At 48.2% G+C, this 23564-nt stretch carries 22 protein-coding genes; 15 read left to right on the forward strand and 7 right to left on the reverse strand.

What is annotated here, in order from left to right:
• The first annotated feature begins 83 nt into the window (after positions 1 to 83).
• Positions 84 to 335, forward strand: coding sequence for a hypothetical protein (locus VLX91_05645; GenBank protein HUI29679.1), 252 nt, complete (start codon positions 84 to 86; stop codon positions 333 to 335).
• Between the two features lie 337 nt (positions 336 to 672).
• The gene (locus VLX91_05650) at positions 673 to 1380 is read left to right on the forward strand and encodes a hypothetical protein (protein ID HUI29680.1); all 708 of its coding nucleotides are present in this window, start codon (positions 673 to 675) and stop codon (positions 1378 to 1380) included.
• An 802-nt stretch (positions 1381 to 2182) separates the two neighbouring features.
• On the opposite strand, the gene VLX91_05655 is transcribed toward VLX91_05650, so the two are convergent.
• Both VLX91_05655 and VLX91_05660 read right to left on the reverse strand, forming a co-directional pair.
• Positions 2183 to 2497, reverse strand: coding sequence for a hypothetical protein (locus tag VLX91_05655; GenBank protein ID HUI29681.1), 315 nt, complete (start codon positions 2495 to 2497; stop codon positions 2183 to 2185).
• A 99-nt stretch (positions 2498 to 2596) separates the two neighbouring features.
• Positions 2597 to 5686, reverse strand: a complete 3090-nt coding sequence (locus VLX91_05660; protein ID HUI29682.1) for a hypothetical protein — start codon at positions 5684 to 5686, stop codon at positions 2597 to 2599.
• Between the two features lie 210 nt (positions 5687 to 5896).
• Here VLX91_05660 and VLX91_05665 point away from each other — a divergent pair, with 210 nt between their 5' ends.
• The 3 genes from VLX91_05665 (at position 5897) to VLX91_05675 (ending at position 11386) form a co-directional block, all read left to right on the forward strand.
• On the forward strand, positions 5897 to 7459 hold the full coding sequence (locus VLX91_05665) for a T9SS type A sorting domain-containing protein (GenBank protein ID HUI29683.1): 1563 nt from the start codon (positions 5897 to 5899) through the stop codon (positions 7457 to 7459).
• Between the two features lie 70 nt (positions 7460 to 7529).
• On the forward strand, positions 7530 to 10025 hold the full coding sequence (locus tag VLX91_05670) for a T9SS type A sorting domain-containing protein (GenBank protein ID HUI29684.1): 2496 nt from the start codon (positions 7530 to 7532) through the stop codon (positions 10023 to 10025).
• A gap of 71 nt (positions 10026 to 10096) precedes the next feature.
• Positions 10097 to 11386 carry a hypothetical protein gene (locus tag VLX91_05675; protein HUI29685.1) on the forward strand — a complete coding sequence of 430 codons (1290 nt, stop codon included), beginning with the start codon at positions 10097 to 10099 and terminating at the stop codon, positions 11384 to 11386.
• On the opposite strand, the gene VLX91_05680 is transcribed toward VLX91_05675, so the two are convergent.
• On the reverse strand, positions 11341 to 12837 hold the full coding sequence (locus VLX91_05680) for a recombinase family protein (GenBank protein HUI29686.1): 1497 nt from the start codon (positions 12835 to 12837) through the stop codon (positions 11341 to 11343). The genes VLX91_05675 and VLX91_05680 overlap by 46 nt on opposite strands.
• Positions 12838 to 13007: 170 nt before the next feature.
• Between VLX91_05680 and VLX91_05685 the strand changes: the two genes are divergently transcribed.
• The 4 genes from VLX91_05685 to VLX91_05700 all read left to right on the forward strand — a co-directional run bounded on the left by VLX91_05685 (position 13008) and on the right by VLX91_05700 (position 15338).
• Positions 13008 to 13436 (forward strand): hypothetical protein, encoded by a 429-nt coding sequence (locus tag VLX91_05685; GenBank protein ID HUI29687.1) that lies wholly within the window; start codon positions 13008 to 13010, stop codon positions 13434 to 13436.
• Positions 13437 to 13702: 266 nt separating this feature from the next.
• Positions 13703 to 13897 carry a hypothetical protein gene (locus VLX91_05690; GenBank protein HUI29688.1) on the forward strand — a complete coding sequence of 65 codons (195 nt, stop codon included), beginning with the start codon at positions 13703 to 13705 and terminating at the stop codon, positions 13895 to 13897.
• Positions 13887 to 14342 carry a PIN domain-containing protein gene (locus VLX91_05695; protein ID HUI29689.1) on the forward strand — a complete coding sequence of 152 codons (456 nt, stop codon included), beginning with the start codon at positions 13887 to 13889 and terminating at the stop codon, positions 14340 to 14342. Before VLX91_05690 ends, VLX91_05695 begins: the two co-directional genes overlap by 11 nt.
• Before the next feature lie 282 nt (positions 14343 to 14624).
• Positions 14625 to 15338, forward strand: coding sequence for a hypothetical protein (locus VLX91_05700; protein ID HUI29690.1), 714 nt, complete (start codon positions 14625 to 14627; stop codon positions 15336 to 15338).
• A gap of 239 nt (positions 15339 to 15577) precedes the next feature.
• Here VLX91_05700 and radC read toward each other — a convergent pair whose 3' ends face one another.
• Positions 15578 to 16036, reverse strand: coding sequence for a DNA repair protein RadC (gene radC / locus VLX91_05705; GenBank protein ID HUI29691.1), 459 nt, complete (start codon positions 16034 to 16036; stop codon positions 15578 to 15580).
• 176 nt (positions 16037 to 16212) lie between these two features.
• Here radC and VLX91_05710 point away from each other — a divergent pair, with 176 nt between their 5' ends.
• The 3 genes from VLX91_05710 (at position 16213) to VLX91_05720 (ending at position 18824) form a co-directional block, all read left to right on the forward strand.
• On the forward strand, positions 16213 to 16926 hold the full coding sequence (locus VLX91_05710) for a hypothetical protein (protein ID HUI29692.1): 714 nt from the start codon (positions 16213 to 16215) through the stop codon (positions 16924 to 16926).
• Positions 16927 to 17235: 309 nt separating this feature from the next.
• Positions 17236 to 18018, forward strand: coding sequence for a hypothetical protein (locus tag VLX91_05715; GenBank protein HUI29693.1), 783 nt, complete (start codon positions 17236 to 17238; stop codon positions 18016 to 18018).
• A gap of 134 nt (positions 18019 to 18152) precedes the next feature.
• Entirely contained in the window at positions 18153 to 18824 is a 672-nt protein-coding gene (locus VLX91_05720; protein ID HUI29694.1) for a hypothetical protein, read from the forward strand.
• Between the two features lie 97 nt (positions 18825 to 18921).
• Here the strand turns inward: VLX91_05720 and VLX91_05725 are convergent, their stop codons facing one another.
• The 3 genes from VLX91_05725 to VLX91_05735 form a co-directional block, all read right to left on the reverse strand.
• The gene (locus tag VLX91_05725) at positions 18922 to 19491 is read right to left on the reverse strand and encodes a hypothetical protein (GenBank protein HUI29695.1); all 570 of its coding nucleotides are present in this window, start codon (positions 19489 to 19491) and stop codon (positions 18922 to 18924) included.
• Positions 19492 to 19684: 193 nt separating this feature from the next.
• Positions 19685 to 20578, reverse strand: coding sequence for a site-specific DNA-methyltransferase (locus VLX91_05730; GenBank protein HUI29696.1), 894 nt, complete (start codon positions 20576 to 20578; stop codon positions 19685 to 19687).
• Between the two features lie 9 nt (positions 20579 to 20587).
• Positions 20588 to 21931, reverse strand: a complete 1344-nt coding sequence (locus VLX91_05735; protein HUI29697.1) for a type IV secretion system DNA-binding domain-containing protein — start codon at positions 21929 to 21931, stop codon at positions 20588 to 20590.
• A 137-nt stretch (positions 21932 to 22068) separates the two neighbouring features.
• On the opposite strand from VLX91_05735, the gene VLX91_05740 reads away from it, so the two are divergent.
• Genes VLX91_05740 through VLX91_05750 form a run of 3 tightly spaced genes read left to right on the forward strand, consistent with a single transcriptional unit; the run spans position 22069 to position 23540 of the window.
• Positions 22069 to 22506, forward strand: a complete 438-nt coding sequence (locus VLX91_05740) for a hypothetical protein (GenBank protein ID HUI29698.1) — start codon at positions 22069 to 22071, stop codon at positions 22504 to 22506.
• Entirely contained in the window at positions 22490 to 23299 is an 810-nt protein-coding gene (locus VLX91_05745; protein ID HUI29699.1) for a PD-(D/E)XK nuclease family protein, read from the forward strand. Before VLX91_05740 ends, VLX91_05745 begins: the two co-directional genes overlap by 17 nt.
• On the forward strand, positions 23289 to 23540 hold the full coding sequence (locus VLX91_05750) for a SymE family type I addiction module toxin (GenBank protein ID HUI29700.1): 252 nt from the start codon (positions 23289 to 23291) through the stop codon (positions 23538 to 23540). Before VLX91_05745 ends, VLX91_05750 begins: the two co-directional genes overlap by 11 nt.
• Positions 23541 to 23564: the final 24 nt, after the last annotated feature.

A 23564-nucleotide genomic window follows, 5' to 3' on the forward strand; every position in this document is an offset into this window, starting at 1 on the left:
ATAAGTCGTAAGCCAACAGTGGTTTTCTAAAGAGTATTTCATTAATCTTTTTAAGATTAACAACGGTTGAGGAGGAGATTTTCATGGCGAAAATAAAGGAGCAACAAGGTGTGTACAGGGCAAAGCGAGATATGTCAGAATCCGAAATGATATCAAACGCAAAAGCGTCGGCGCTTCATGCGCTGGAAAAACTTCCCGGCGATGCGACTTACGATGACATCATGTATGAGCTTTATGTCCTGCAAAAGATCGAGCGCGGACAGGACGATGTAAGGAAAAGAAGAACCGTGGCTCATAAAGAAGTCAAGAAGCGTCTGCATCGATGGCTAAAGTAATATGGACGGCAAATGCCATGGACTTGTCATTGCGAGGAGCGTAGCGACGTGGCAATCTCCAGTTCCGAATTGATTTCAAACCTGAGATTGCTTCGCTTTGCTCGCAATGACGATTAGGCGATCCGATCAACAAGATGGTCGTCAGAATCTTTTCTCTTTTGAGCGTTCTTTAATAGTATAATAAACATCAACGGGGCAGTAGAGAGCGTCCCTGAAGTTCCCGCACACCCGTCCTAACCTCCGCGGGAGGGGGCCCCTTTATCGCCTCCATTTTCCCGACAAAAGCATTCGGGAATGACAAACCACACAAAAGCCAACAGAAAGGAGGTGAAACATTATGGCACACGCAACACCCGAAGGATTAACACAGGAACAAGGCGCACTGTGCATCCTCGCGACAACCCACCTTGCCGACCTGCAGAAGCGCGGCGTCACCGCCGACTTTCTTACGGCCTACGCCGCCAAGCTGAAAACAATGCAGGACGCGTTCGCTGCCCACACAGGCATGACTTCCGATAAGGAGCAGCTGACCGTCAGTGAACAGGTCGCGAAGGACCAATTGCTCGCAGACGTCCGCAGGATGCAGCATGGCGCAAGGCGCACGTTCCCCAAAGGGAGCCCGCAGCTGAAGGAATTCCATGTCGGCGAAGACTACAATCGCTCGACCGGACTTCTCGGCAAGTGGGCAGGCGAAATCGCGACGGCATGGGACAAGTACAAAATGAACCTGATTGCCAACGGCAACCTGATACAGGACGACTTCGACTCCATGGTTGCAAACGCGGCGGTATTAAAAAATACCGACGCCGCACAGGAGAACGCCAAGCACGTCGACTCGCCCGGAGCCACCGTCGCTGCACTCAGCGCGATGGCCGCCGTCGAAAAAGCCGCAGACTTCATTTACGGAGCGGCTGAAGCGGCGTATGCGAAAGATCCGGCGATGCTCGGCGAGTTCGAGAAGCTGAAGCCGCTGCGCTATGCAGTACCGCCGCGCCCGAAAGCGGCGCCCCAGCCGCCTCAACCATCGGCAGGGACAAAGAAGTAATAAGGGCAAACCGCCCAATTGTCAGGAGGGACCAGACTGACCGTCGGTCATGGAGATGATTGTAGCCGCCCCTCTCCTCCCCGCGATCATGACGCGGGCTTCGGCTTGTTACCGGAGCGATTGTCCATGGAGGGGCGGCCATTATATCTTTCCCAAACTTGGCCTCGAGCATCACTTTCCTTCCCAAATCTCTTGTCTCAACGGCATTAGAAAAAATGGCGTGAAAAAAATTTCGGAGCTGAGCGTCAAGTCCCGCCTTGCGGGACGCCGCATCAATTCATGAAACTTTGATGACGGGGTGGCAAAACAAATATTGGTTTCCTTTGCTATTTGGAGTTGAGAGGTGTTTCATTTGTTTTAGCGAAGCGGAGAAATTTTTAGCCATTTTTTCTCCAGCCTTGATTTTTCTCCCGCTCAATTATCGTATACGAGAATGCGGGATGGCGCATACTGCGCTCACTTTGGTTCTTTCCGGCGCCTGTCCCGATAACTATCGGGATATCAAGACAAAGGAAAGAACAGTCTGAAACAACGATGAAGACGAATACGGGGAGAGGATATGTCTTAAAAGGTTGTTCATTTTCTTTTGCTCGCCCAAAAGAATGTGAACAGTGGAGAATCAACAAACGTTGTGAGGATTTATAGTACTTTCTCTTGTCTTGGCACAAGAGAAAGTACGAAAGAGAAAGTCAAGGCTTACGGAAAAAATGGCTGGAAATTCCCCCTCGGAAGAAACGAATAAACTAGGCGCCTTCGGCGCCGTCGGACAGTATTCGTTTCTTAAACCAAAGAAGGGAATTTCCTAATCGCCATTTTTTCCTGATGCCATACCCCACACTCTTCCATTCCGATTCAAACTGAACCACCTAAAGGCAAATTGAGCCAATACCAGGAATCGCACAAATACTTGCATCTCTTTCCGAACTACCTGCATCTTCGTCCCAACTACCTGCATCTCTTTCCCGACTACCTGCATCTTCGTCCCAACCACTTGCATCTCTTTCCCGACTACCTGCATCTTCGTCCCAACCACTTGCATCTCTCTCCGAACCACCTGCATCTCCGTCCCGACGACTTGCATCTCTTTCCCGACCACCTGCATCTCTTTCCCAACCACTTGCATCTCCGTCCGAACTACTTGCATCTCTGTCCCGACGAGTGTCGCCCTCTTCCGAATTACCGTCGCCTTTGTCCGAACTCTAAGACTTTCAGAGCATCACCTATTCGTCTCTTGAATTCTCTTCAACCTCGCCAGGAGCTCATCTAGCTTCTGCTTGTAATCCTTGTAAACGTCCTTCTCGCCCTGTGTCGGGGCGGCGTCGGCTCCTTCGACCGCAGTCACCAGATTCGCCATGACTGCTGCGACAGCCGATAGACTCGGCCTGTCCTTGTCCGCAATCGCCGAGACGGAATCAGCCGGAGCGCCGGTTATTTTCTTATCCTTGAGAGCCTCCTCAGCGCCTTTATAAGCCGATACTCCTTCTTGAAGAGCGGCATAGATCGACTGTGCAAGAGTCAACTGTTCCTGAAGCGCGGTCTGACTGGCGTGGATGCGTGGATCGAGCCGTACCGTGAAAGGCTCCGTATAGTCTTTGCCGTCGACCGTCAGCGTCGCGGTGTATTTGCCGGGCACGGCGAGCGGTCCTTCCGGGTCGAGCGGCGTACCGCCGTTGTCTTCATCCCATACGGCGGCAATATCGAAATCGTATTCGAGTGCGGGCGGTCTCGGATATTTCAAATCCCAGACGAACCGGTGTGCGCCTGCAGCTGCCTGGAGCTCCTTTTCAGGTCTGACCCATCCTTTCTGGAAATATCTGAACTCGGTCGGAAGCTCCTCGGGTTTTTCATCGCTTGAGAATTTCTCCACGATGCTTCCTTTCGAGTCGCGGATAGTCAATGTGATCGGACTTCTCGAATCGTTCTTCAGCCAGTAATCTATGACCGCACCTGTCGGAGGATTCTGTCCGAGCGGAGTTTCGGGCGGCCATGGTGTGTCCTTGTTTTCGTTTGCGCGGACTCGAATTGCGTCTACGGGCTGGAATAGATGAACATCTTCCGATTTCAGTATTGTAATCCCGGCGCGCTCATGACGCGAATCGGGAGTAAGCTCTCTCAGCGGCTCGATGTCGTCTAATGTCCAGATGCCACGGCCCTCCGTGCAGACTATCAGATCGTTGTCGTGCACAAGCATGTCGCGCACTGTAGTTGTGGGAAAACCGAGCGTGATCGGCTGCCAGTGTTCGCCATCGTCAAAAGACGTATAAACGCTCCGGTTTGTGCCGGCGAACAAAAGTCCTTTCCTTACGTTATCTGTCCTCACGACGTACGTATGTTCATCCTGAGGGAGCCCGCCTGTAATTGTTGCCCATGTCCTTCCGTCGTCGCTTGTCTTGAGTACGATCGGCTTCGAGTAACCGAGTCTTTCCGTGTTCACGGAAACGTATGCCGCGCTTGCGGAGAAGGGCGAAGCGTCGATTGAGCTTATCATTCCCCATAACGGAACATTTGTGGGGGTAACATTTTTCCAATGGCTTCCGCCGTCGGTCGTGAGTTGAATCAGGCCATCGTCGGTTCCGACCCAGATTACTTTCTCTGACACCGGGGAAGGCGCGATGCTGTAGATGACGCCATAGCCGCCATCTTTTGCCTGGAAGAGGTCGGGATCGTTATTGTCTTTCGCGCCCGCCATCGCTCCGCTGAGGTCGGGACTGATCTTCTCCCAATTATCTCCGTCATCGGTCGACTTAAATAAGAATTGATTGCCGAGGTAAAGAGCGTGCTTCCCGATCGGAGAAAATACAAGCGGCGTGAGCCATGTGTAGCGATACTTCACCTCAGTTTGTCTTTGACCGTAGCTCGAGACAGGCCACGGCGATATTTCTGCGACCTGCCGCGTGACTTCATCGAAGCGCGAGACATGACCGCCGAGTCCGCTTCCGAAAACCAGGTTCGGATTGCCAGGCTTCGGAACCATGTAGTCGCGCTCGTCGCCGCCGACCGGATGCCAATCGCGGTCTTCGATGACTCCGTAAGGTCCGCGGCTGAGTATTCCGACTGTGCCATTGTCCTGCTGGCCGCTGTAGATTTTATATGGGAACTGATCGTCGACAGCGACATGATAAAATTGTCCGGTTGGCTGGTTGTACCAGCTTGACCAGCTCTTGCCGCTGTCGACACTGACGACGCATCCCTGGTCAACACCCGTGATCATGTAAGCGGCATTGGAAGGATTTATCCAGAGGAAATGATAATCATCGCCTCCCGGCGCACCCTTGAACATCTCAAAATTCTTTCCGCCGTCAGCTGAGCGGTGGATCGAGCGGTCCATGACGTAAACGATATCCGAGTCCTTCGGATCCACGGTGACCCGGCTGAAATATGCATTTGCAAGGTCGGCATCTTTGTTCACGAAGTCCCATGTCTTGCCGCCGTCGTTCGAACGGTATAATCCGCTTTTCCCATCCGAAGCAATGATGGTCGCGTATATAATGTTCCCGCTGCTGCCGCGTGCAACTCCGAGTCCGATTCTGCCGATCGGGCCATCCGGAAGCCCGCCGCCTGAAAGTTTTTCCCAGTGAGATCCTCCATCCGTACTTTTATAAATCCCCGAGCCTTGTCCCGTCTGCGGCATGAAGTAATCCAGCCACGGGTGCATCTCCATTTGCCAGAGAGCAGCATATACCACTGAAGGATGGAGCGGGTCGCACGCGAGATCGACTCCGCCCGTACTGTCGTTCACGTACAGAACCTTCTGCCAGTTTCCTCCGCCGTCCGTTGTCAAATAAACTCCGCGATCGGAGTTCGGTGCAAAGACATTTCCCAGCGCTGCAACCAAAACTTTCTGAGGATCGTTCGGGTCGATGAGGATTCTGCCGATGTGCAGTGTCTCCTTCAGTCCGACATTTGACCATGTTTCTCCGCCATCGCTGGATCGATAGACGCCGTCGCCGGATGAGATATCCCATCTGAAATCCACCTGGCCTGTTCCAACGTAGATGACGTTCGGATTTGATGGAGCGATGTCGATTGCCCCGACCGACGATGACTTCTCGTGCTGCATGAGGCCTTCCCATGTTTGTCCTGCGTCCGTGGTCTTCCAGACTCCGCCGCCTGCTGCACCGAAGTAGAAAACTTCCGGTTGATCCGCAATTCCGACGGCCATGGTTGCCCAGCCGGCGCGATACGGACCGACCAAACGCCAGTGCAGGTCGGCAGGCACTTGCGCATCGGCAATAGCGCAAAAGCCTACGCAGAAAATTGATATTGAAAAGCAACTGCGTCTGAGAAACATCGAAAGGTCCTTCATGGTGTGTCCTTCATTTGTTGAGTGTGCACGCCTGCGTACCGAAACTTCTCCGACAGCACTTCGGCGTGCAGGCACGTGATAAAAACGTCTTTCGTAGTGGAACGGTTCCGGGTTCTTCGATTTGCTTCTTTCCTGGTGAAATCCTAATATTATACAGGGATAAGGGATGACACTTCCGCGTCGTTTCAAGCAATAAGTTAGGAGGTAGGTATGAAAAAGTCGATATGCCTGCTGGTGACATTCTTTATTGCACTTTCATCGGGTAAAGCTCAACAATTTTCGTGTAACTTTCTAACCAGCCATGCGAATGCCACGCTGAACAGAGTTCGGCATTCGAATCCACTTCTCTTTCCGAATTCCGATAATGGCTTTCTTCTTGTCTGGGACGACTACCGAAATGATAGCCTGGCATACTATGCACAGCTATTCGATTCACTCGGAAATGCCATTGGGAAGAACTTCCCGATCTTCTCAAATACACTGATTGCATTCGCTCCGGATAGTTCGTTTTTCACCGAGAAGTATAATGACGTTGACATCGGCGGCCCGTATTTCGAAATCAATTTTATTGGTTACCTGTGCAAACTCGATGGGACATGGTCGCTGTCTTTCTTTAACCGCGGTGACCCGGAGACGGGCACGGACTGCGTGGGGATCTGTGCAGGAGGTCAGGACGACTTGCTCGGCTCAGCAAATGGCTACATCAACTTATCAAGCGATAACGGAAGACTTTCAGTGTCCGCGAGTGATTGGACGAATAAGGGCCTCTGGAATTGGTTTACGGGATACGACATGGTGATTTACGTGACTAACTATTCCGCCACGAATGATTCAGAAGGTAATTTTGCAGTCGCCTGGCTTAACGCCAGATTTCAGGGTTCTTCTAACATTCCGATCTATGAGATCATGGGCTCTTTCTTCGACAAGAATGGCGATACTCTCGCGACGAACGTCCTATTAAGATCGGATACTTTGTCCAACCTCGACCTGGGTTGGTGGCAGGATGAGAGACTCACGATCGTTCCTTTAGCTGATTCTCTTTACGAACTCTTTGATTATGATCCTTATTCTTTTGCTTTGAGCTATTGGAAGGTCGATCCCTTCGGGCATACTGTCGGAAAGATCAATACGTTCGAAGTGTATCATGATACAAGCGCAAACAATGTCTCAGCGGAGCACGCCGCGAATCTTGCCTTAACACCCTTGATAAAAGATAGATTTTCTTCGGTGATAACTGTATACGAGTCTGGCACTAGCGCTCCACGGAACTACAATTCGGTTCTCAACTTTGATGGGAATGGTGATCCGACAGGAATGATGTTGGAGGATACAACCATCAATTTCCTAAATCAGAAATATTTGTTTGTGACTCCCGACTCAGTTCTGTTGGTTCCAGCTGTCAAAGATAGTGACATTTACCTGATCGCTTATCAGGGGCTTACACTTAAGTGGAGCAAGAAGATCAACGATGATATCGTTGGAGTCAAAGAAACAGGGTCAACCCTTCCAACTAGTTTCATGTTGTCACAGAACTATCCGAATCCCTTCAATCCTTCGACGACGATCAGTTATCAAATACCAGAGATGAGTCACGTTACAATGAAAATTTTTGATGTGCTCGGCAGGGAAGTGGCGACAATCGTGGATGAAAGGAAGATGCCCGGAACATACGAAGTGAAATTCGACGGGAGCAGATTCGCAAGCGGAGTTTATTTCTGTCGGATGAACGCGGGGAATTACCTAGCTACAAAGAAATTGATGCTTCTGAAATGAACTCTGATTTTAAATAGGGTCACGGGACGACGCTCAAACTTCTAATCACTATCAAAGTTAGGAGGTAGGTATGAAAAAGTCGATATGCCTGCTGATATCTTTTATCATGGCAGCTGCATCGGGTCAGGCGCAGCAAAGCCCGCAAAACTTTCCAATAAGCCAGGAGGACACTTCCTGTCGCTTCAATCACAGTTACCCGCTTATCTTCCCCGATGGGGATAAAAGGTTCCTTGTTATCTGGCAGGATTACAGAAATGGACCTGTCGAATATTACGCTCAACTGTTCGATTCCGTTGGGAACTCCGTTGGAAACAATTTTCACATTTACTCGGACGCCGACGTCGCTTTTGCTCCGGACAATTCCTTCCTTGTGCTTGGTGAGGAAGACATGAGCTACGATCCGTACTTCGATGACGAGCAGCTTTACCTCGTCGCGAGGTTGTGTAAATCAGATGGGAGCTGGAGTGACTCGGTCACACTGGGACAGACTTACATCCCCTGGTGTGGGACCGGTTGGCTCGGCATTTCTTACGACTTGAAACCTTTTTCCGGCGGATACCTGGACGCATTTGACGCAGACGGAAATCTGTCATTGGCAAAACGAGAATGGACCGGCGACACGCTCTGGACCTGGAACTTGGGCGGAGTATATCCGCCCCCCGATTCCATCGCTCCTGTAAATGTTTCTGCTTGTTTCAATTCGAGGGAAGATTTCGCCGTGGTTTATTATGCAGTCGATCCTCGTGCCGACACGATCCGTGGCATCGCAGGGACTTTTTTTAATTCGAACGATTCCGTGCTGGGAAGAAATGTAATTCTGAAGAATCGAGATTTCTTTGGAGCAAGTCACCGCTGGCAATATGATGATCTGACCGGCGTTCCCGTATCAGATTCTCTGTACGAGGTTTTCGCGCTCGACAGAGATTCTAGTGCGATAAGATATTGGAAGGTTGATCGCCTCGGCTCCGCAGTTGGGACTACTAGCGTGACTGCTCTTGCCTCGCGCACGCCGACATCAGTAAATTCATATTCATGGATCAGAAATTTTGCTCGAAGTCCAGTCGTTGATGGAAGGTTCTCCATCTTTGTCTCTATCGGAAGAGGCGACGGAGGTGCAACCGTCCTTTACAATTCCGTTTTGAATTTTGATAGGGATGGGAATTTGAGCGGCGATGTCGTTCATGATACCACAACCGATTTGAGCTTTACTCTGGGAAAATGGTTCGCGACGATGTCCGATCAGTCATTTCTTCTTCCCACCACTGTTGGCGGCGAGATATACTTAAATGACTACCGTGATTTTTCGCTTCAGTGGCTCAAGAAGGTGAGTGACAATCTTGCCGGCGGCAATGATCTCGTGTCAAATTCGGCGAGTTACGACGACAACTCCTTTTTCATAACATGGAACAACGAAAAGCATGTTCTAGGGAGGCGGATAAGCAATGACGGAATTCCTGTGACGAATTCAGTTATGGTCCCGGGAGATAACCTCCTCTTTCTTCCGGGCGGGCACTCCATTCAACTCGTAGCTTTCAACCCGAGCGACACAGCGGTCGCATATGGATACAAAGTCTACGACTCTAATTTCTCGCTCGAGAGAACGGACACCGTTATCAGGAGTGGGTATTCGGAAGTGGCAATGGTGATGAAAGATACTTCTTTCCTCATTCTTTCCACGGACGGCAACATTCTAAAGTTGAGGCGGGTTTTGCCGAATTGGAAGTACAATGAGATCAGCATACCTACGACAAGCAAACCGTCTTACCTGCAGATCATAGAAGACACCGATAGTTCCTTTTGGGTCGGATACAATAATGAGATCAGACTGGTAACGAAGTCGCTCAATCTGGTCGGTGGTGAGGCAGTTGCTCCGTCAGGGACCTACCTGGGCAACAACCGGTTCCTTCTGCTTTCAGAGAGTACATACACCTCTGATTTCTACCATGGCACAATTGTTTCTCCGACGGGCGACACTCTCGTCGGAACATTTCCAATTTCTGATTTTGTCAATTTCATTTCCTGCAGAAGGCTGTCGGATGATTATTTCTTAGTTCTGACCCGGAAAGGGAATCAGATATATGTGAGAACCTTCAATAGTCAGGGACTCCCGAGAATTGATCCTCTTCTCGTCTCATCAGGAGACGATATTCCACGGCTTGATCCGATTTCATGTCAAAACGGGAACAAGCTCCTTGTTTCCTGGTCGGAATCCCGCACACCCGGCAATGGGTTCGACGTCTACGGGACAATGTTGGATATCGACAAAATCACGTCCGTCGGAGATATGAAGCCTGATGCTCCGAGCAGTTTCACGTTATTCCAGAACTATCCGAATCCCTTCAACCCATCGACGACGATCAGTTATCGAATACCGGCCATGAGCCACGTTACATTGAAGATTTATGATGTGCTTGGGAGGGAAGTGGCGACAATCGTAGATGAGAAGAAGATGCCCGGAACATACGAAGTGAAATTCGACGGAAGCAAATTCGCAAGCGGAGTTTATTTCTGTCGGATGAACGCGGGGAATTACCTAGCTACAAAGAAATTGATGCTCCTGAAATAAATTCTGATTTTACCTAGGGCGATGGGACGATACAAATGGTTCCGGTTAAATGACAAAGCTAGGAGGAAGTCATGAGAAAGTCGATGTGTTTGCCGGTATTAATGTTATTGATCCTTACCATGCCCGCACTTGGCCAGTGGCTGAAGATTGATACCGTGACATCTGGAGTTTACGATGATCATTCACCACAAGTTGACCACGGCGGAATTGGGGGAACTTCGTTTTTTGATCCAACGTTCGGATGGGTAATCTTTGAAAGAAACCAAGGCCATGGAAATTCCATAGCCGCAATCAGGTATTGGAGCAGCCGTGAGGCATGGGATTCATCTGCCACGACAATATCCCCTGCATCTCTGGATACAGAGCAGGAATCTCCCGACGTTTGTTCGTTGTCGACATATGAAGGAGGAAATTACGTTACAACTACCCTGGCGGCATGGCAGAAGAAACTAAGTGGAATTTGGAATATATGGTACTGCATATCGGACAACGACAGCGCCGGTTGGTCTCAACCACAAGCACTTACTTCAGATTCACTGAGCAACAGGAGTGTGAAGATTCGGACTTTGTCGGGCTCGGAACTTATAGCAATGTGGAGAAAGAGCAATGCCGTTCTCTACTCAATATTTGATGGAGAACATCTGACAAGACCCGAAACTCTGGTTGTGTCCAATTTTGATTCCGTTGAATATGACGTAAGCAAGAATAACAAATTCGTTTGGACGACTTTGGATTCTGCCACGGGTAAGGTTTGTCTCGCGACAGGTAAGATAACATCTGTCGTGCCACCGTCAATGCTTTGTGGAGACACAATAAGATTTGACGGAAATATTCGTGACGTAGCCTCGATGTACGACTGGTACAATCCGTTTTTCACATTTGATGTTGAATCATTAGGCATTTCAAAGGCACATTTTCTGTCTTGCGACCCTTGGTCAGATTCCTGGACCACCGACTCAATTAACAATTTTAGTTATGATGTGTCAACAGTCCATCCCTCTTACTTTGGTCCTTTTTCCGGTCCCGGTGAGTTCTGGATCTGGGAAACGCAAACATCAAAAGATACTTCTATTGTATTTACCGTCCATGATACAGCAAGTACGTTTGCAAGTGGACACAATCCATCGATGGGGATACTTTTTTTATGTGATTCCATCGTTGCAGAAACGACTTGGAATTTTACCTCCAGCGTCGCTGTTTGGGAATCCGTGTCCGGAGGATACTCACACATCTGTGGGAGAGCTTTTCTTTTCTCCATAATTGATGAAGGGGTGAAACCACGTACCGAAATACACGAATTTAACTTGTCCCAAAACTATCCTAAAGGATACGTTACCAATGATGCCGAATTGAGGGCTTGAGGAAGCGTAGATAAATGAATGGAAACCTCGTCAGAGGATACGATTATCTTTTCAGTGATAGTTTCAACGATTATTCTTTTCTCGTTGAAGGTCATATCCTTCCAGTGGCTTTGTAGGTCCTTCGCTTCATACACCACTTCGTCCCGGGAAATCTTCTCTATTTTTATAAAATCAATTTCCGCTTGAATCTTCGGTATTTCATCGGCTATTGATTTAGCACGTTCTTCCAGGGGACGGTAATGGGAGCCGACCGCCTCTTGGCTCATCGTATGGTCAAGGTACAATCTCACAATTTGGTTCATTTCTTCCCTCAGCCTTTTCGATTCATCTTCGAGGGATTTCAAAAGCTTCTCTTTTTCCTTCATTGCCTCATCGGTTTTTTCAAAATATTCCTTTATGTCTTTTTCCGAGAACACGAAAGATTTGAGCTGCTCTTGAAAGATGGTTTCAAGGTCGTCGATATTGATCCGATTCTTGCATTTCTTGCAGGTATAGCTCTTTGATTTGGATGGTACTTTCATCCTTTCCCCGCAAACACAAGAGATGAATCCGGTGAAAAGGTACAAGGATGGTTTTGATTTCGGGACGACCTTCTTTTGCTGCTCGTCGAGGATGCGGTTGCATTCATCCCATATTTCTGGGGAGACAATGGGTTCGACTTCGGTATATATCCATTCCGTTTCGGGCTTGAACTCCCATTTATTACCTTTCCCCAAGGTATGGGTGTAATTGGCACGGTACTGACCTTTCGCGCTCGGATCGCGGAGGATGCGCTTCACCGTTGCATGGGTGAACTTCTTCCCGACACGGGTACGGTATCCGCGGTTATTGAGTTCTCTTGCAACGACCTTGATTCTTCTTTTCTCGATGAAAAGGTCATAAACGAGTTTCCGGATGGGGGCCCACTTGGAATCTATGACAAGCTTATTTTCGACCCATTGGTATCCTAAGGGGGAGGCACCTCCTAATCGCTTGCCAAGCTTTGCCCTGATAGGCACAGATGCCGCAACCCTGTCGGCAATTTCTTCTCTTTCCCATTGAGCCATGGCGGCGATCATGGTATAGAAAAACCTTCCCGATGGTGAAGAGGTGTCAATTGATTCCTGCAAGGATATGAGATCAGCATCGTGGTCACGGAAAAAGTCCGCGAACTCAAGAAGTTCCTTAGTGTTCCGGGCAAGGCGGGCCAATTTGGAAAATATCAACCCCGTTACATGTCCCGACTTGATGTCGCTTAGCATTCTCTGTGCTTCGGGATGCTCTTTGACTGATTTACCCGACACCGCTTCAAGATGGTACACCTCAAGGACATTCCAGCCTTTGGAATCGGCATAATATCGGGCACGTTTCTCGTGATGTTCGGGGCTTTCGCCTTTAGCCTGGTCCTCGGTTGAGACCCGAATCCAGATTCCGACGTTCTTTGCTTGGCCATTTGATTTTCCATTGTTCATTTCATATCCCTCCAGAAGAAGTTACGGAAAAATATAGAGACCAATTTTGACCGATACAAGTATCAAAAATGGAGGTTGCCGCTTTAGCAGAATTTGCCCATCTTATTATGTTCACCAACCACTTGATAAGATGGATACCAGCTCATTAAAAGAAAGGAAGTTGAATTGCCATGAACATTTCAAGTGATAATATTACTGAGTTGCAAGCGAACGAGATATTTGTTTTCGGTTCCAATGAGGGTGGACGGCACGGAAAAGGTGCGGCAAAAACTGCTTTCAAGTGGGGAGCAGTTTACGGACGAGCAAGCGGGTTGCAAGGACAGACCTATGCCATCCCTACCATGAACGCGAACATTACGAGAAAGCTTTCAATTCGTGAAGTGAACCAGTATGTTGAGAGGTTCTATGAATTTGCCAAGAAGCACCCGGAATTGAAATTTCTCGTGACTGAGATCGGATGTGGTCTCGCTGGATTTACACCGAGTGAGATCGCACCGTTATTTGAGAATTGCAGCGGATTGGAGAACGTTTATCTTCCTCGCAGTTTCTGGAATATTATTATGCCATTGCCGAATCAGAAAGAGGAGACTAAAGGATAAATATTTTCGGATCGGAGCGTTATTGAATACGCCTTCTCGCCAGCCTTGACCAAACGGCTGGTTTTTGTTTTGGCTGTTTCCAATCTCACATCAAGAAATTCAGACAGTTGCTTCCTAATTTGTTGGACCGGTTTACTTTCAAAAAGTTGACATAGGTGTCTTGAGTTGCTATCGTGGGTATGGTAAATTGAAATAAAGGCCATAATATTTGGCATGCATATATGAGTAAAAATTCTATAACCAAACCTATAAAAGGAGGAACGGAAATGACCACCAACATTGACGTTCACGATCTGCCGGAGGAAAAAGTCAATATTATCCAGAAGATCGTGGAACTCTTCCGCCGAGATGAGGAAACAAAGCGAGAGAAAGATGAAGGACCGGAGAATATCGATTTCCTGAGCAAGCCGATGGGCAAGATCAAGGGTACGCTTAGCCGAAAGGAAATGTATGACTTCTGAAACTGCTCTACTCGACACAAACGTTCTTATCTATGCCGCAAACGACAGCTCGCCATTCCATAAAGCAGCGGTCGCACTTCGGGACAAAGGGTTGAGGGGAGAATTATCGCTTTGCATTACACCTCAGGTGCTTCACGAATTCTATGCCAACGTGACGAACCCGAAACAAATAGAATCTCCGTTTACCCAGGCAGAAGCGAGGCTCGAAATGGAGAAGTATTTTCATTCGGGAAGGATATTGAAAATACATCCTCAGCTGGATACCGAACTCACTGTCTTGGATTTCCTCAAGCGATACAACGTCGTTCGCCAAGAAATCTATGACCTGCAAATCGTAGCTACCATGCTTTCCAATGGCATAAGACGGATATACACCTACAACGCAGACGACTTTTCAAAGTACCCTGACATTGAAGTTCTAACCCCCGACGCAGTACTTGGATAGTACGTTCTGACCAGCCTAACCAACAGGCTGGTTTTTATTCGTCTCACCCCCCAATCTCATTCAACCAATCCAATCAATTTCCCTCATGATGTTCCATCTTGCTCGCTGCTGTGCCAGCTTATTAGATCCAACAAAACACAAGACTAACTAGCTATTCACGATTTGCCAAGAGCAAAGCGGCGGATAAGCGAGTTGTCACTTTCGTAAAATTCGCCCACCTTACGTGCCCTTATCTCACTTGGTACGATGGACTTCAGTTCATCAAAAAAAGGAGATAAGATTATGGGAATTACTATCCATTACGCCGGTAAGGCAAAGAGCCTCGCCGCAATCGGCGAACTCATAAATGCAATGACAGGACGGGCAAGGATCATGGGCTGGCGAACATCGCTGGTCAACCGTGATGTCATCGGGAGGTTCTACCCTAACTGGGGAATCGGCTACGGATTCATCCCGTCGGAGGACATGATCAAGGAGAGCAAGATCGAATTCTTCCCGAACATGGTTTCATCCGACTGTAACGGCTATTTCAGGATCATCGACACGCCGTTCGCAGAGAGCTACCGTGAGGCGTTCAGGAAGGGACGATACCCGACATTCAAGATTGACACCCACGTCAAAGGGATAATTCTCTATCCTCACGAAAAGTGCGAACCCTTGGAGTTCGTGTTCGACCTGAATTCACTTGAGCTTGCGAGCTATCAAATCGCTGACGACAAACCAGGAGTCATATATGGTTACAACTCATGCTGGTCGAAGACTCAGTGTGCCGGATTCAAGACCCACGTCTTGGTCTGCGAGACAATCAGACTTGCCGAGAAGTATGTCGATTTCTCTAAGATCAAGGACGAAGCCGAGTACTACCACACCAGAGACCTTCTGGTCGGAATCAAGAACTTCAACGAACTGAAGTTCAGCATCAGGAACTTCGGAAAACTTCTCAACGATGTCGCTAAGAAGCACGGATTGTCGGCCAAATCGGGAGACGAGATATGATGGTATATAGCCTTACCGATTGGTAAGGCTTTTAATTTGAAAACGAATGATCTTTCATTACGATTGTCTCGCAATAACGTAACAGGAATCCATCATTGCTTTGTTCTCGCTCAGACGTGTCACTCCGCTCGACACTCAAGGAAAGTTCACAGATTTGTTCGATAGCCGGTGAGATATGTTTTGGGGAGGATATACCATTTCAAAAATAAAAACCTGAATGAATGGTGTCATTCAGGTTTTCAGATTAGTCCCCGCTCTTTGAAGCTCATGTAACCGCACCCATCGGAAACAACAAGATGGTCACGGAGTTCAATGTCGAGAATCTTTCCTGCATCCTTCAACTGTTTGGTTATATCGATATCTTCCCGTGACGGTTCTAAATTTCCTGACGGGTGGTTGTGCGCAACGATAACCGAGTCGGCATTCACCATGATCGCCATCTTGAAGACCTCTCTTGGATGGACGAGCGAAGCGTTGAGGATTCCGATGGAGATCGTGTGGATCGCGATGAGCTTATTCGCTGTACTGAGGTAGAGTCCGACAAGGTGTTCCCGGTCGGCACCCTTCAGATACTCGGTCGCAATCCCTGCGGCATCTTCAGGCTTCCTGATTATTTTCTCTTGCACCGGAACATTCTTTTCCCGAATGAGCATCACTTTGTAGAGCGGAGTCTGGCAGATAAGTTTCACTTTTGCCATGACTATATACCTTGGGGATTTGTTTGTGAAAGAACTATTCCCCTTAAGCGTAGGACATATCGAACATGAACATAAGGAGGGCGAATTTGCCGCTTCAGTAAGATTCGCCCACCTTACGTAGCACTATCTCACTCGTTACACTGGATTCCAGTTCACCAAAAGAAAGGAGATTGGAAATGGGAATCAAGATTTTCTACGCAGGCAAGGCGAAAAGTCCTGAGTCGATCAGTGAACTCGTGAGGGCTTTGCTTGATCGGGCCACTGCCCTTCGTTGGCGATTAAAGCTGGTCGATGAAGACCTGAAAGGGAACTTCTATCCAAGTTGGGGAGAGATTTGCAGCCGCATCCCCACAGAGGAGGAAAAGGAAAGGTTTCACATCGAATTCTTCCCCGCCATGGTCTCTGCCAATTCCAACGGATATTACAGGATCATCGATTCGCCCTTTGCGAACCCGGTACGAGAATTCTTCAGGAGGGGAGAATATCCGCATTTCACTTTGGACACTCACGTCAAAGGAATAATCCTTTATCCTCACAAGAATTGTGATCCTCTGGATTTCGTCTTTGACCTAAAAACAAAGGAACTCTTCTGCTACGAATTCGACGAAAAATATCCCGATGTGATACACGGGTATCCTGCATGTAGCTGCAAGACACAGTTCGCCGGGTTCAAGAATCATGTCCTCGTCTGCAAGACGGTCAAGCTTGCCGAAAACTTCGTTGACTTTTCCCTGATTGACGACGAGGCCTTGTACTATCACTCGAAGGATTTGTCAACCGGTTTGAAGAACTTCAATGAGAAACTGCAGGCGATACGGGAAGAAGTGAATCGAATGAACGAGCGTGGTGGGCCATCCGGATGGGTGACCTTCGCAGGAGATGAGATCTGATCACATTAGCCTCACCATGATGGTGGGGCTATTACTTTGAGGCTTGTTGCCAAGTTCAAAGACTCGATTCCTTTTTCAAACGACACTATATTGAAACAGTTTGTGATGCACTCTCGTTCATCTCAAGTGGACTTGATTTCATATAGCTGATTTGTCCTTCATGGGTAAAAGAAATAGGTTTGGAGAAAAATGGGCGACGTGGAAAGAGATAAGAAGAATAAAAACGTAATACAGTTTTACAGCCAGATTGGAAGTAAGAACGTAGTGGGTGATTATGGTAGTTAGCCGCCATTTGCGGGAGGAATTCATATGATAGGAGACGCTGCGATCCCTTTCGTCCGAAGGAAATCATCTACCTATGAGAATTTCTATGTCGATTGTCCGTACTGTGGCTTTCCCAACACCTTCAACCGTGCCACCGATTTCCAGTCATTCGAGCCGATCGCGCGGCTACAAGTGACCTGCCAGAAAGCAGATTGCGCGAAGTCCTTCTTCATCGGAGGTGATCTCGTCAACCCCGCTTGGCAAATGCTTATCGTTGACTGCCACGCCCTCAAGTCCCAGAAACATTATGCTTACTGCATTCTCAACCTTGCTCAGGCGTTCGAGGTGTACTTGAGCCTGTTCTTGCGGGTCGAACTCCTGTATAAACCTTATGCTAAAGAGGGAACCCATGACCTGGACCACCTCAATCGCTTGTTTGAGCTCCTCTACTGCAAGACCAAAAAGTTTACCTTCAATCCACTATCAAACGTGTTTATGAACATGATCGTTGGCCCCCCGAACTTGAGAGACTTATCCGAAGCTGAAGTTTTTATTAACTGTCTTCCAAGCAAAACCACATGTCCCTCCGACGACTCAATCGGAACGCTGTCTGACAAAGCCCTTTCGCAACTCCTGGTCGATCTGAAGAACCCGTTTGTTATGACGTTCCGACACCAAGTTGTCCACAAGCGAGCTTACCGTCCGACCCTCCAAGAAGTTGAATCGTCAATGGACGAAACGCAGCGTCTCCTTTACGGACTAGATCATAAGCTCGGGCTTTTAAACGACGATCTTAATTACTATGTGGGACTCGCAAACGGGGGCTAACATGCAGAAGAAAGACGCTCATCATTTCTATGTTTGGAGTTCGCTTCATGGCGCGCACATTAGATGAAGAAGGAGAACGCCACGACTTTCTTCTGCAATACGTTCTACGCCATTTGCGCTGAGGGGTGAATAATATGTCAGTCAAAATCATACGACAACCAACAAACTACCTACTTACCGGCGCGAGTAGGGGGCTGCTCCTCACGGTTGATTGTTGTGAGCAGCTGTCACGCTACAACCGAAGTAACAAACTCTTAAACGTTGACCTCAACCTCCTCAATGCCTTCACGGCTGCAAATAATATTCAATCCCTGGCCCATGCAATAGACACATTGATTCAAAGCTATCGTTTGCATCGAAAGCCGCCCTTCAACGGCGACGAGTTCGCTCCAATACTCTTTCAACATTTGGAGGAAATTCATGGCCTACCTGAGGCGACAATCCAAACTGTAGACCAAATAGCAAACTCATTTCAAGAGTTGCGACAACACTTTTCCGAGCAGATGAACCGAGACTTGCTGTTGCCCAACGTTACGCTTTCCAAGCTTCTCCACTTTGTTCAGCCAATTTCATTTTGGATTCTCGACAGCCGAGTTAAGACAGTCATGGATATATGGGGGTACGCTACCACGTTCGTTGGTTTCGGAGAGATGCTGCGGGATCTGTTTTCTGCCCCCGATTTCGGCGACTTCAGAACATTTGTTGAAAACAGGAATGCCGAACTTGTCGCTGAGCACCCAATTCACACCCTTCCTTGTTCGTTCCTTAAACTCGTTGATAAGATATTATGGTTCACTAAAGACTGACAGGTCAAACGGCGTGAAAAAGATGCTCAGTTTCTGTATGTCATGAAGCTAAAACGAAATATAAAAATGACGAGCGTCTTTGTCGGGCTTCCTGTTATCAGCCGTTCTTGCCTGGCGGTTGTTTTAGATTCTTCGCAAGGTTTGGGTTTCCATGCTTCTCGTCGACGAGCCACTGTACAGCACTCATGTCTGTGGTTTGGAGACCGCTGGAAGAGCGATTTTCTGCCACTGTCATACCCACGCCGAGTTGAATCTGTTCATCCTCCAACTTCCTGATTTGCGCGTTAATGGCATCAATGATCTGCTGGTATTCGATGGCTATTTGAAGGACTTGATCGGTGGTAATTTCGCTGATGATGTATGTGTGTACCACTTTGTTTCTTCTTGCGTAGAGATCTTCCAATTGATCGAATTGATCCTGAGGTATGACGTTATTTTCAAGAGCTTGCTTATAGATGGCTCGCTCTGCGATGATACGGTCATCGTCGCCTTGGTAGACGAACTGAGTTGGAATGTCGTTGGTCTTGGAGGCTAGTTGATGCTTGAGGACTAAACCTGTCCTTAAGAGTGCATCAACAACGGATGTAGCAAGACATACGAACTCAACAAAGTAGCCGTTATCGCCCGCCCTGTTCATGAGTTGAACGGCGGCGTAAAAACCTTTCATGAAATCTATGAACTTCCAGCCATTCAATGACAATCCCTTTGTCTATAGTCTTGGAGTATAAATGGCAACTACTGAACTCTGACATTATGTCATTTTTCCCGAAATACAACCATGATATACGACATATGTTGTTTATTTCCTTTTTGAATGTTGCCCATTTTCATCCAAAGTTATCCACCTTCCTTATTGAGAATCAAGCCGTCTCTGGCACTGAAGGCATAATGAGTTCCTTGATGTATCGTTCGTTTAGTTCAATCCCAAGCGGGACTCTATCTAGCCTTGCAGCTGTTTCCAAAGTCGTTCCCGATCCGGCAAACGGATCGAGTACGATGTCGCCGGTCTTGCTTCCGGCCTTGATGCAGGTTTCGGGGATTTGATGCGGGAACGTCGCTGAGTGGTTTCCCCTGAAGCCACGCTTCGGAATAGTCCACACCGACCGCTTGTTTCGCCCCAAAGGATGGCACATGCGGTCGGGGTTCCGATAATGTGGGAGAGATGAAAGTGACTTTGCCTTTCGGTAGCCTTGATACTTGTATGTCATCCGCTTTAGACTCACCAGTTTGTGCGGTTCCCTGATCTCATCGGGGTTGTAATAATAATTCCTGCTTTTGGTCAGGAGAAAAATATATTCGTGGGCCCTGGTCGGTCTGTCGTTTACGCCTTCCGGCATCGCATCGGGCTTGTGCCATATTATGTCGGAGCGGAGATACCAGCCCCCTTTGTGGAGCGCAAAGGCCACTCTCCAGGGAATCCCCACAAGTTCTTTCGGCCTCAGTCCGCAGCTCTTTCCGCCCCGACAATAAGTGTCACCAAGATTGAGCCACAATGTACCGTCGTCTTTCATCACGCGCCGCACTTCATGGAGCACATAAGCAAGCTTTTCGATGTATTCCTCTGGTGATTTCTCAAGCCCGATCTGACCCGGTACCCCATAATCTTTCATTGACCAATATGGAGGGCTTGTAATGCAGCATTGAACAATCCTGTCGGGCAACCTCCTCAGTACCTCCAAGGCATCGCCATGGAACACGCCCCCGGCACCAACGGGAAAGAAATCTTTCCTGAGTTTGTCAGGAATCTTGAACATACGCCATGGCTAAAAGAGTCGATGCTGAGCCGATCCAGAAGTTCCTTTCGGCTTTTCTTCATCGTCGATTCTGTATCTGGAAAGTATCTCATGTTCGACCAACTGTCTCGGTTTTCCGTATCTCTGTTTTGATTCATTTACGATTTCTGCCTCATGCGAAGTTGTGCTGTTCTCGAACGGCAATGTGGTTGCACTGAACGGTTGGGAAGTCACCCCATCTACCATGAGCTTTAGATAAATGTGGTAGTTGGGGAGGTTCAAAAGGTCTGACTCCTCAAATGTCGGACGGAGTTCCCTTGCAAGGTACTTAGCATCCTCCGCCCCGACCCTGAACATTATCATAGAGGCTACATTACCGAATACCGCATCTCTTATTTTTTCGTGGAGCTGGTTTATATACTGGTGGGCGAGCACCAAGTTCAAACCATACTTGCGGCATTCGCTAAGAATATCCGCGAACGAGGTGGTCACGAAGTTGTGGAACTCATCGACATAGAGATAGAAAGACCTGCGCTTGTCTTCAGATGTGTTGACGCGACTCAATGCCGAGAGGAATATCTCCGTGACTATCATTGAACCCAAGAGCGACGAGCAGTCTTCTCCGACCTTCCCTTTGGCAAGATTCACGATAAGGATTTTTCCCGTATCCATCACGTCTTTGAGACCGAACGTGTTCTTGCTTTGTCCCACAACATTCCGCAAGGGGAGGCTTGTCAGGAACTGTCCCACCTTATTCAAGATGGGAGCTACAGCTTCCGACCTAAGCCATTGGCTGTATTTATCGAACTCGTAAGTCCAGAAAGCCCGTATCTCAGGACGCTTAACGTAGCCCAATACCTTGTTCCTGAACCCAACTTCGGTGAGGAGCCTCGTGATGTCGAGAAGCGTGGCACCAGGGTATTCCAAGAGAGTGAATAGTGAGTAACGAAGTATGTGTTCCAGCCTCGGCCCCCAGAATTCAGACCATATCTTTTTGAAAACAGAAATAAGCCCCGATACAACGAGGTGATGAAAATCCTTTGAAATATCTTCTAGAGGATTAAAAGCTATCGGATACTCAAGCTCTCCAGGATTGAAATATATGACATCTCTAATCCGTTCCTTCGGAACATGATGGAGCAATGATTCAGCTAGGTCTCCATGGGGATCAAGAATGGCGAGTCCATTTCCTTGAGCTATGTCAGAGGCGGCCATGTTAGCTATGAGGCTCGACTTTCCAGTGCCCGTCTTCCCAATGATATACATGTGCCCCCTCCGGTTCTTCTGTTTGATTCCGAATTTCTTCCTTATGTCACGCCAATTCGTGACAGCGACGGGGGTGACCTGCTGTTTGGTTGAATCTTTTTCATCCATGTTTGGATGATAGAGCCTCGGTTAACCCTCACATAAGAGAGGCATAATTGACGGGTGAAGCAAAATTGCCCGCCTTATGGGCCTTGTGCCATGACGGTACGATTCATATCAGAATAATTAACAAAAGGAGAACTGATATGAAAAAGACGACTAAGCTCATCGAGGTTCAGACCCCGAAAGGAGAGCCGTTATTCCAACTCAGGATTGTTGAGAGCCTACTCTCGGAAGGCGAAGACACGGTGAAGTCACAACCGTCGGCAAATCCTTCCACATCAAAGTCGCCGGTTCCCTCAGGTGGAAACGGAATGAAGCCTCGGAACGGTAACGGGAAAACGACGACCGAAGAGATGATGACGGAACCTCAGAAGAAATATCTCTTCCGAATTATGGCCATGCGCGAAAAGACTGGAGAAGCGGCTCATGACGAACTGAAGAATCTTTTTAAGGTCAAGACTTTGAAAGAGGTCACTAAGCTCGAAGCAAGCCGAATGATCGAGGACCTTCTGAAGGAGGAAAATGACGGAGAATCCACTAAGGTTCCCGGAAATGGAGGGGAAGATGGATCATCTTTCTAGCAGCCAGATCAACCTCTTTCTTCTCTGCGGTCTCAAGTACAGGTACTCGTACGTTGATAAACTTCCCAAGCCTTTCAAATCGTCCGGGTTGGCATTTGGAACTGCTCTTCACTCAACCATTTCTTGGTTACACAAGCAGGAAATGAAGGGGAAGAAGGTATCACCCGACCTGGTTTTGAGGATCTTCGATGCCGACTGGTACAGCCAGAAGACCGACATGGAGATACGTTTCAAGGATAGCGAGAGAGAATTAGGACTCATCATTCTTGCTAAGCAGATGCTCCAGATGTTCCTCGAAGAACCAAGGAATCCGGTGAAAGGGACGGAAGTTCCGTTTACGGTTCCTCTTGTGAATCCAAGAACCAAGGAAAACCTTGGGATCACCTTCGAGGGGTTCTTCGATGTCATTGAATCTGACGATACGATAACCGACTACAAGACTTCCGCTTCAACCATGAACCAGGACGATGTCGATAATCATCTTCAGCTGACCGCCTACGGTTATGCCTACGAGCAGCTTTTCCACAAGCCGCCGAAAGGGTTCAGAATCGTGAACTTCGTGAAGAACAAGAAGCCGAAGATCGCGACGTTCGAGACCGTACGGAGTAGTGTCAACTACGAGGCTTTCTTCTTCCTTGTCAAGGAAGTCCTGAAGGCCATCAAGGTAGGCACATTCCATCCGAGACCAGGGTACTGGTGCAAGGATTGCGAATATCGAGACGTCTGTCCGTTAACCAGAGGAATGAAACCAAAAGCTGAAAAGCTGGAAGAGGTTGAAGCCAATGGACAATAACGGAGGGATGAGAAAACTTCGGAAGGTCCAGTATGCTTTTTACGAGGACAAGTTAGCTAAGCCTCATCCGGTCATTCGGATCGCCGGGAAGTATCTTGAACGGTTTGGATTCAGGATAGGGGATACCGTCGAAGTCGAGATCGCAGATGGCAGGATCATGGTGCAGAAGTTATCCGAACCGGATGGCAATTACACCACCGCGAAAGGGAATCCCAGAGAGTCAAGCAGCGAGAAGCGATGACCAGCTTATCTTGCTGATTCAATT

This window comes from Candidatus Acidiferrales bacterium (assembly GCA_035515795.1).
Lineage (GTDB): Bacteria > Bacteroidota > Ignavibacteria > Kryptoniales > JAKASW01 > JAKASW01.

Coding starts and splice junctions, on each gene's coding strand:
- VLX91_05645 (HUI29679.1), top strand. CDS start 84: ATGGCGAAAATAAAGGAGCAACAAGGTGTGTACAGGGCAAAGCGAGAT.
- VLX91_05650 (HUI29680.1), top strand. CDS start 673: ATGGCACACGCAACACCCGAAGGATTAACACAGGAACAAGGCGCACTG.
- VLX91_05660 (HUI29682.1), bottom strand. CDS start 5,686: ATGAAGGACCTTTCGATGTTTCTCAGACGCAGTTGCTTTTCAATATCA.
- VLX91_05665 (HUI29683.1), top strand. CDS start 5,897: ATGAAAAAGTCGATATGCCTGCTGGTGACATTCTTTATTGCACTTTCA.
- VLX91_05670 (HUI29684.1), top strand. CDS start 7,530: ATGAAAAAGTCGATATGCCTGCTGATATCTTTTATCATGGCAGCTGCA.
- VLX91_05675 (HUI29685.1), top strand. CDS start 10,097: ATGAGAAAGTCGATGTGTTTGCCGGTATTAATGTTATTGATCCTTACC.
- VLX91_05680 (HUI29686.1), bottom strand. CDS start 12,837: ATGAACAATGGAAAATCAAATGGCCAAGCAAAGAACGTCGGAATCTGG.
- VLX91_05685 (HUI29687.1), top strand. CDS start 13,008: ATGAACATTTCAAGTGATAATATTACTGAGTTGCAAGCGAACGAGATA.
- VLX91_05690 (HUI29688.1), top strand. CDS start 13,703: ATGACCACCAACATTGACGTTCACGATCTGCCGGAGGAAAAAGTCAAT.
- VLX91_05695 (HUI29689.1), top strand. CDS start 13,887: ATGACTTCTGAAACTGCTCTACTCGACACAAACGTTCTTATCTATGCC.
- VLX91_05700 (HUI29690.1), top strand. CDS start 14,625: ATGGGAATTACTATCCATTACGCCGGTAAGGCAAAGAGCCTCGCCGCA.
- radC (HUI29691.1), bottom strand. CDS start 16,036: ATGGCAAAAGTGAAACTTATCTGCCAGACTCCGCTCTACAAAGTGATG.
- VLX91_05710 (HUI29692.1), top strand. CDS start 16,213: ATGGGAATCAAGATTTTCTACGCAGGCAAGGCGAAAAGTCCTGAGTCG.
- VLX91_05715 (HUI29693.1), top strand. CDS start 17,236: ATGATAGGAGACGCTGCGATCCCTTTCGTCCGAAGGAAATCATCTACC.
- VLX91_05720 (HUI29694.1), top strand. CDS start 18,153: ATGTCAGTCAAAATCATACGACAACCAACAAACTACCTACTTACCGGC.
- VLX91_05725 (HUI29695.1), bottom strand. CDS start 19,491: ATGAAAGGTTTTTACGCCGCCGTTCAACTCATGAACAGGGCGGGCGAT.
- VLX91_05730 (HUI29696.1), bottom strand. CDS start 20,578: ATGTTCAAGATTCCTGACAAACTCAGGAAAGATTTCTTTCCCGTTGGT.
- VLX91_05735 (HUI29697.1), bottom strand. CDS start 21,931: ATGGATGAAAAAGATTCAACCAAACAGCAGGTCACCCCCGTCGCTGTC.
- VLX91_05740 (HUI29698.1), top strand. CDS start 22,069: ATGAAAAAGACGACTAAGCTCATCGAGGTTCAGACCCCGAAAGGAGAG.
- VLX91_05745 (HUI29699.1), top strand. CDS start 22,490: ATGGATCATCTTTCTAGCAGCCAGATCAACCTCTTTCTTCTCTGCGGT.
- VLX91_05750 (HUI29700.1), top strand. CDS start 23,289: ATGGACAATAACGGAGGGATGAGAAAACTTCGGAAGGTCCAGTATGCT.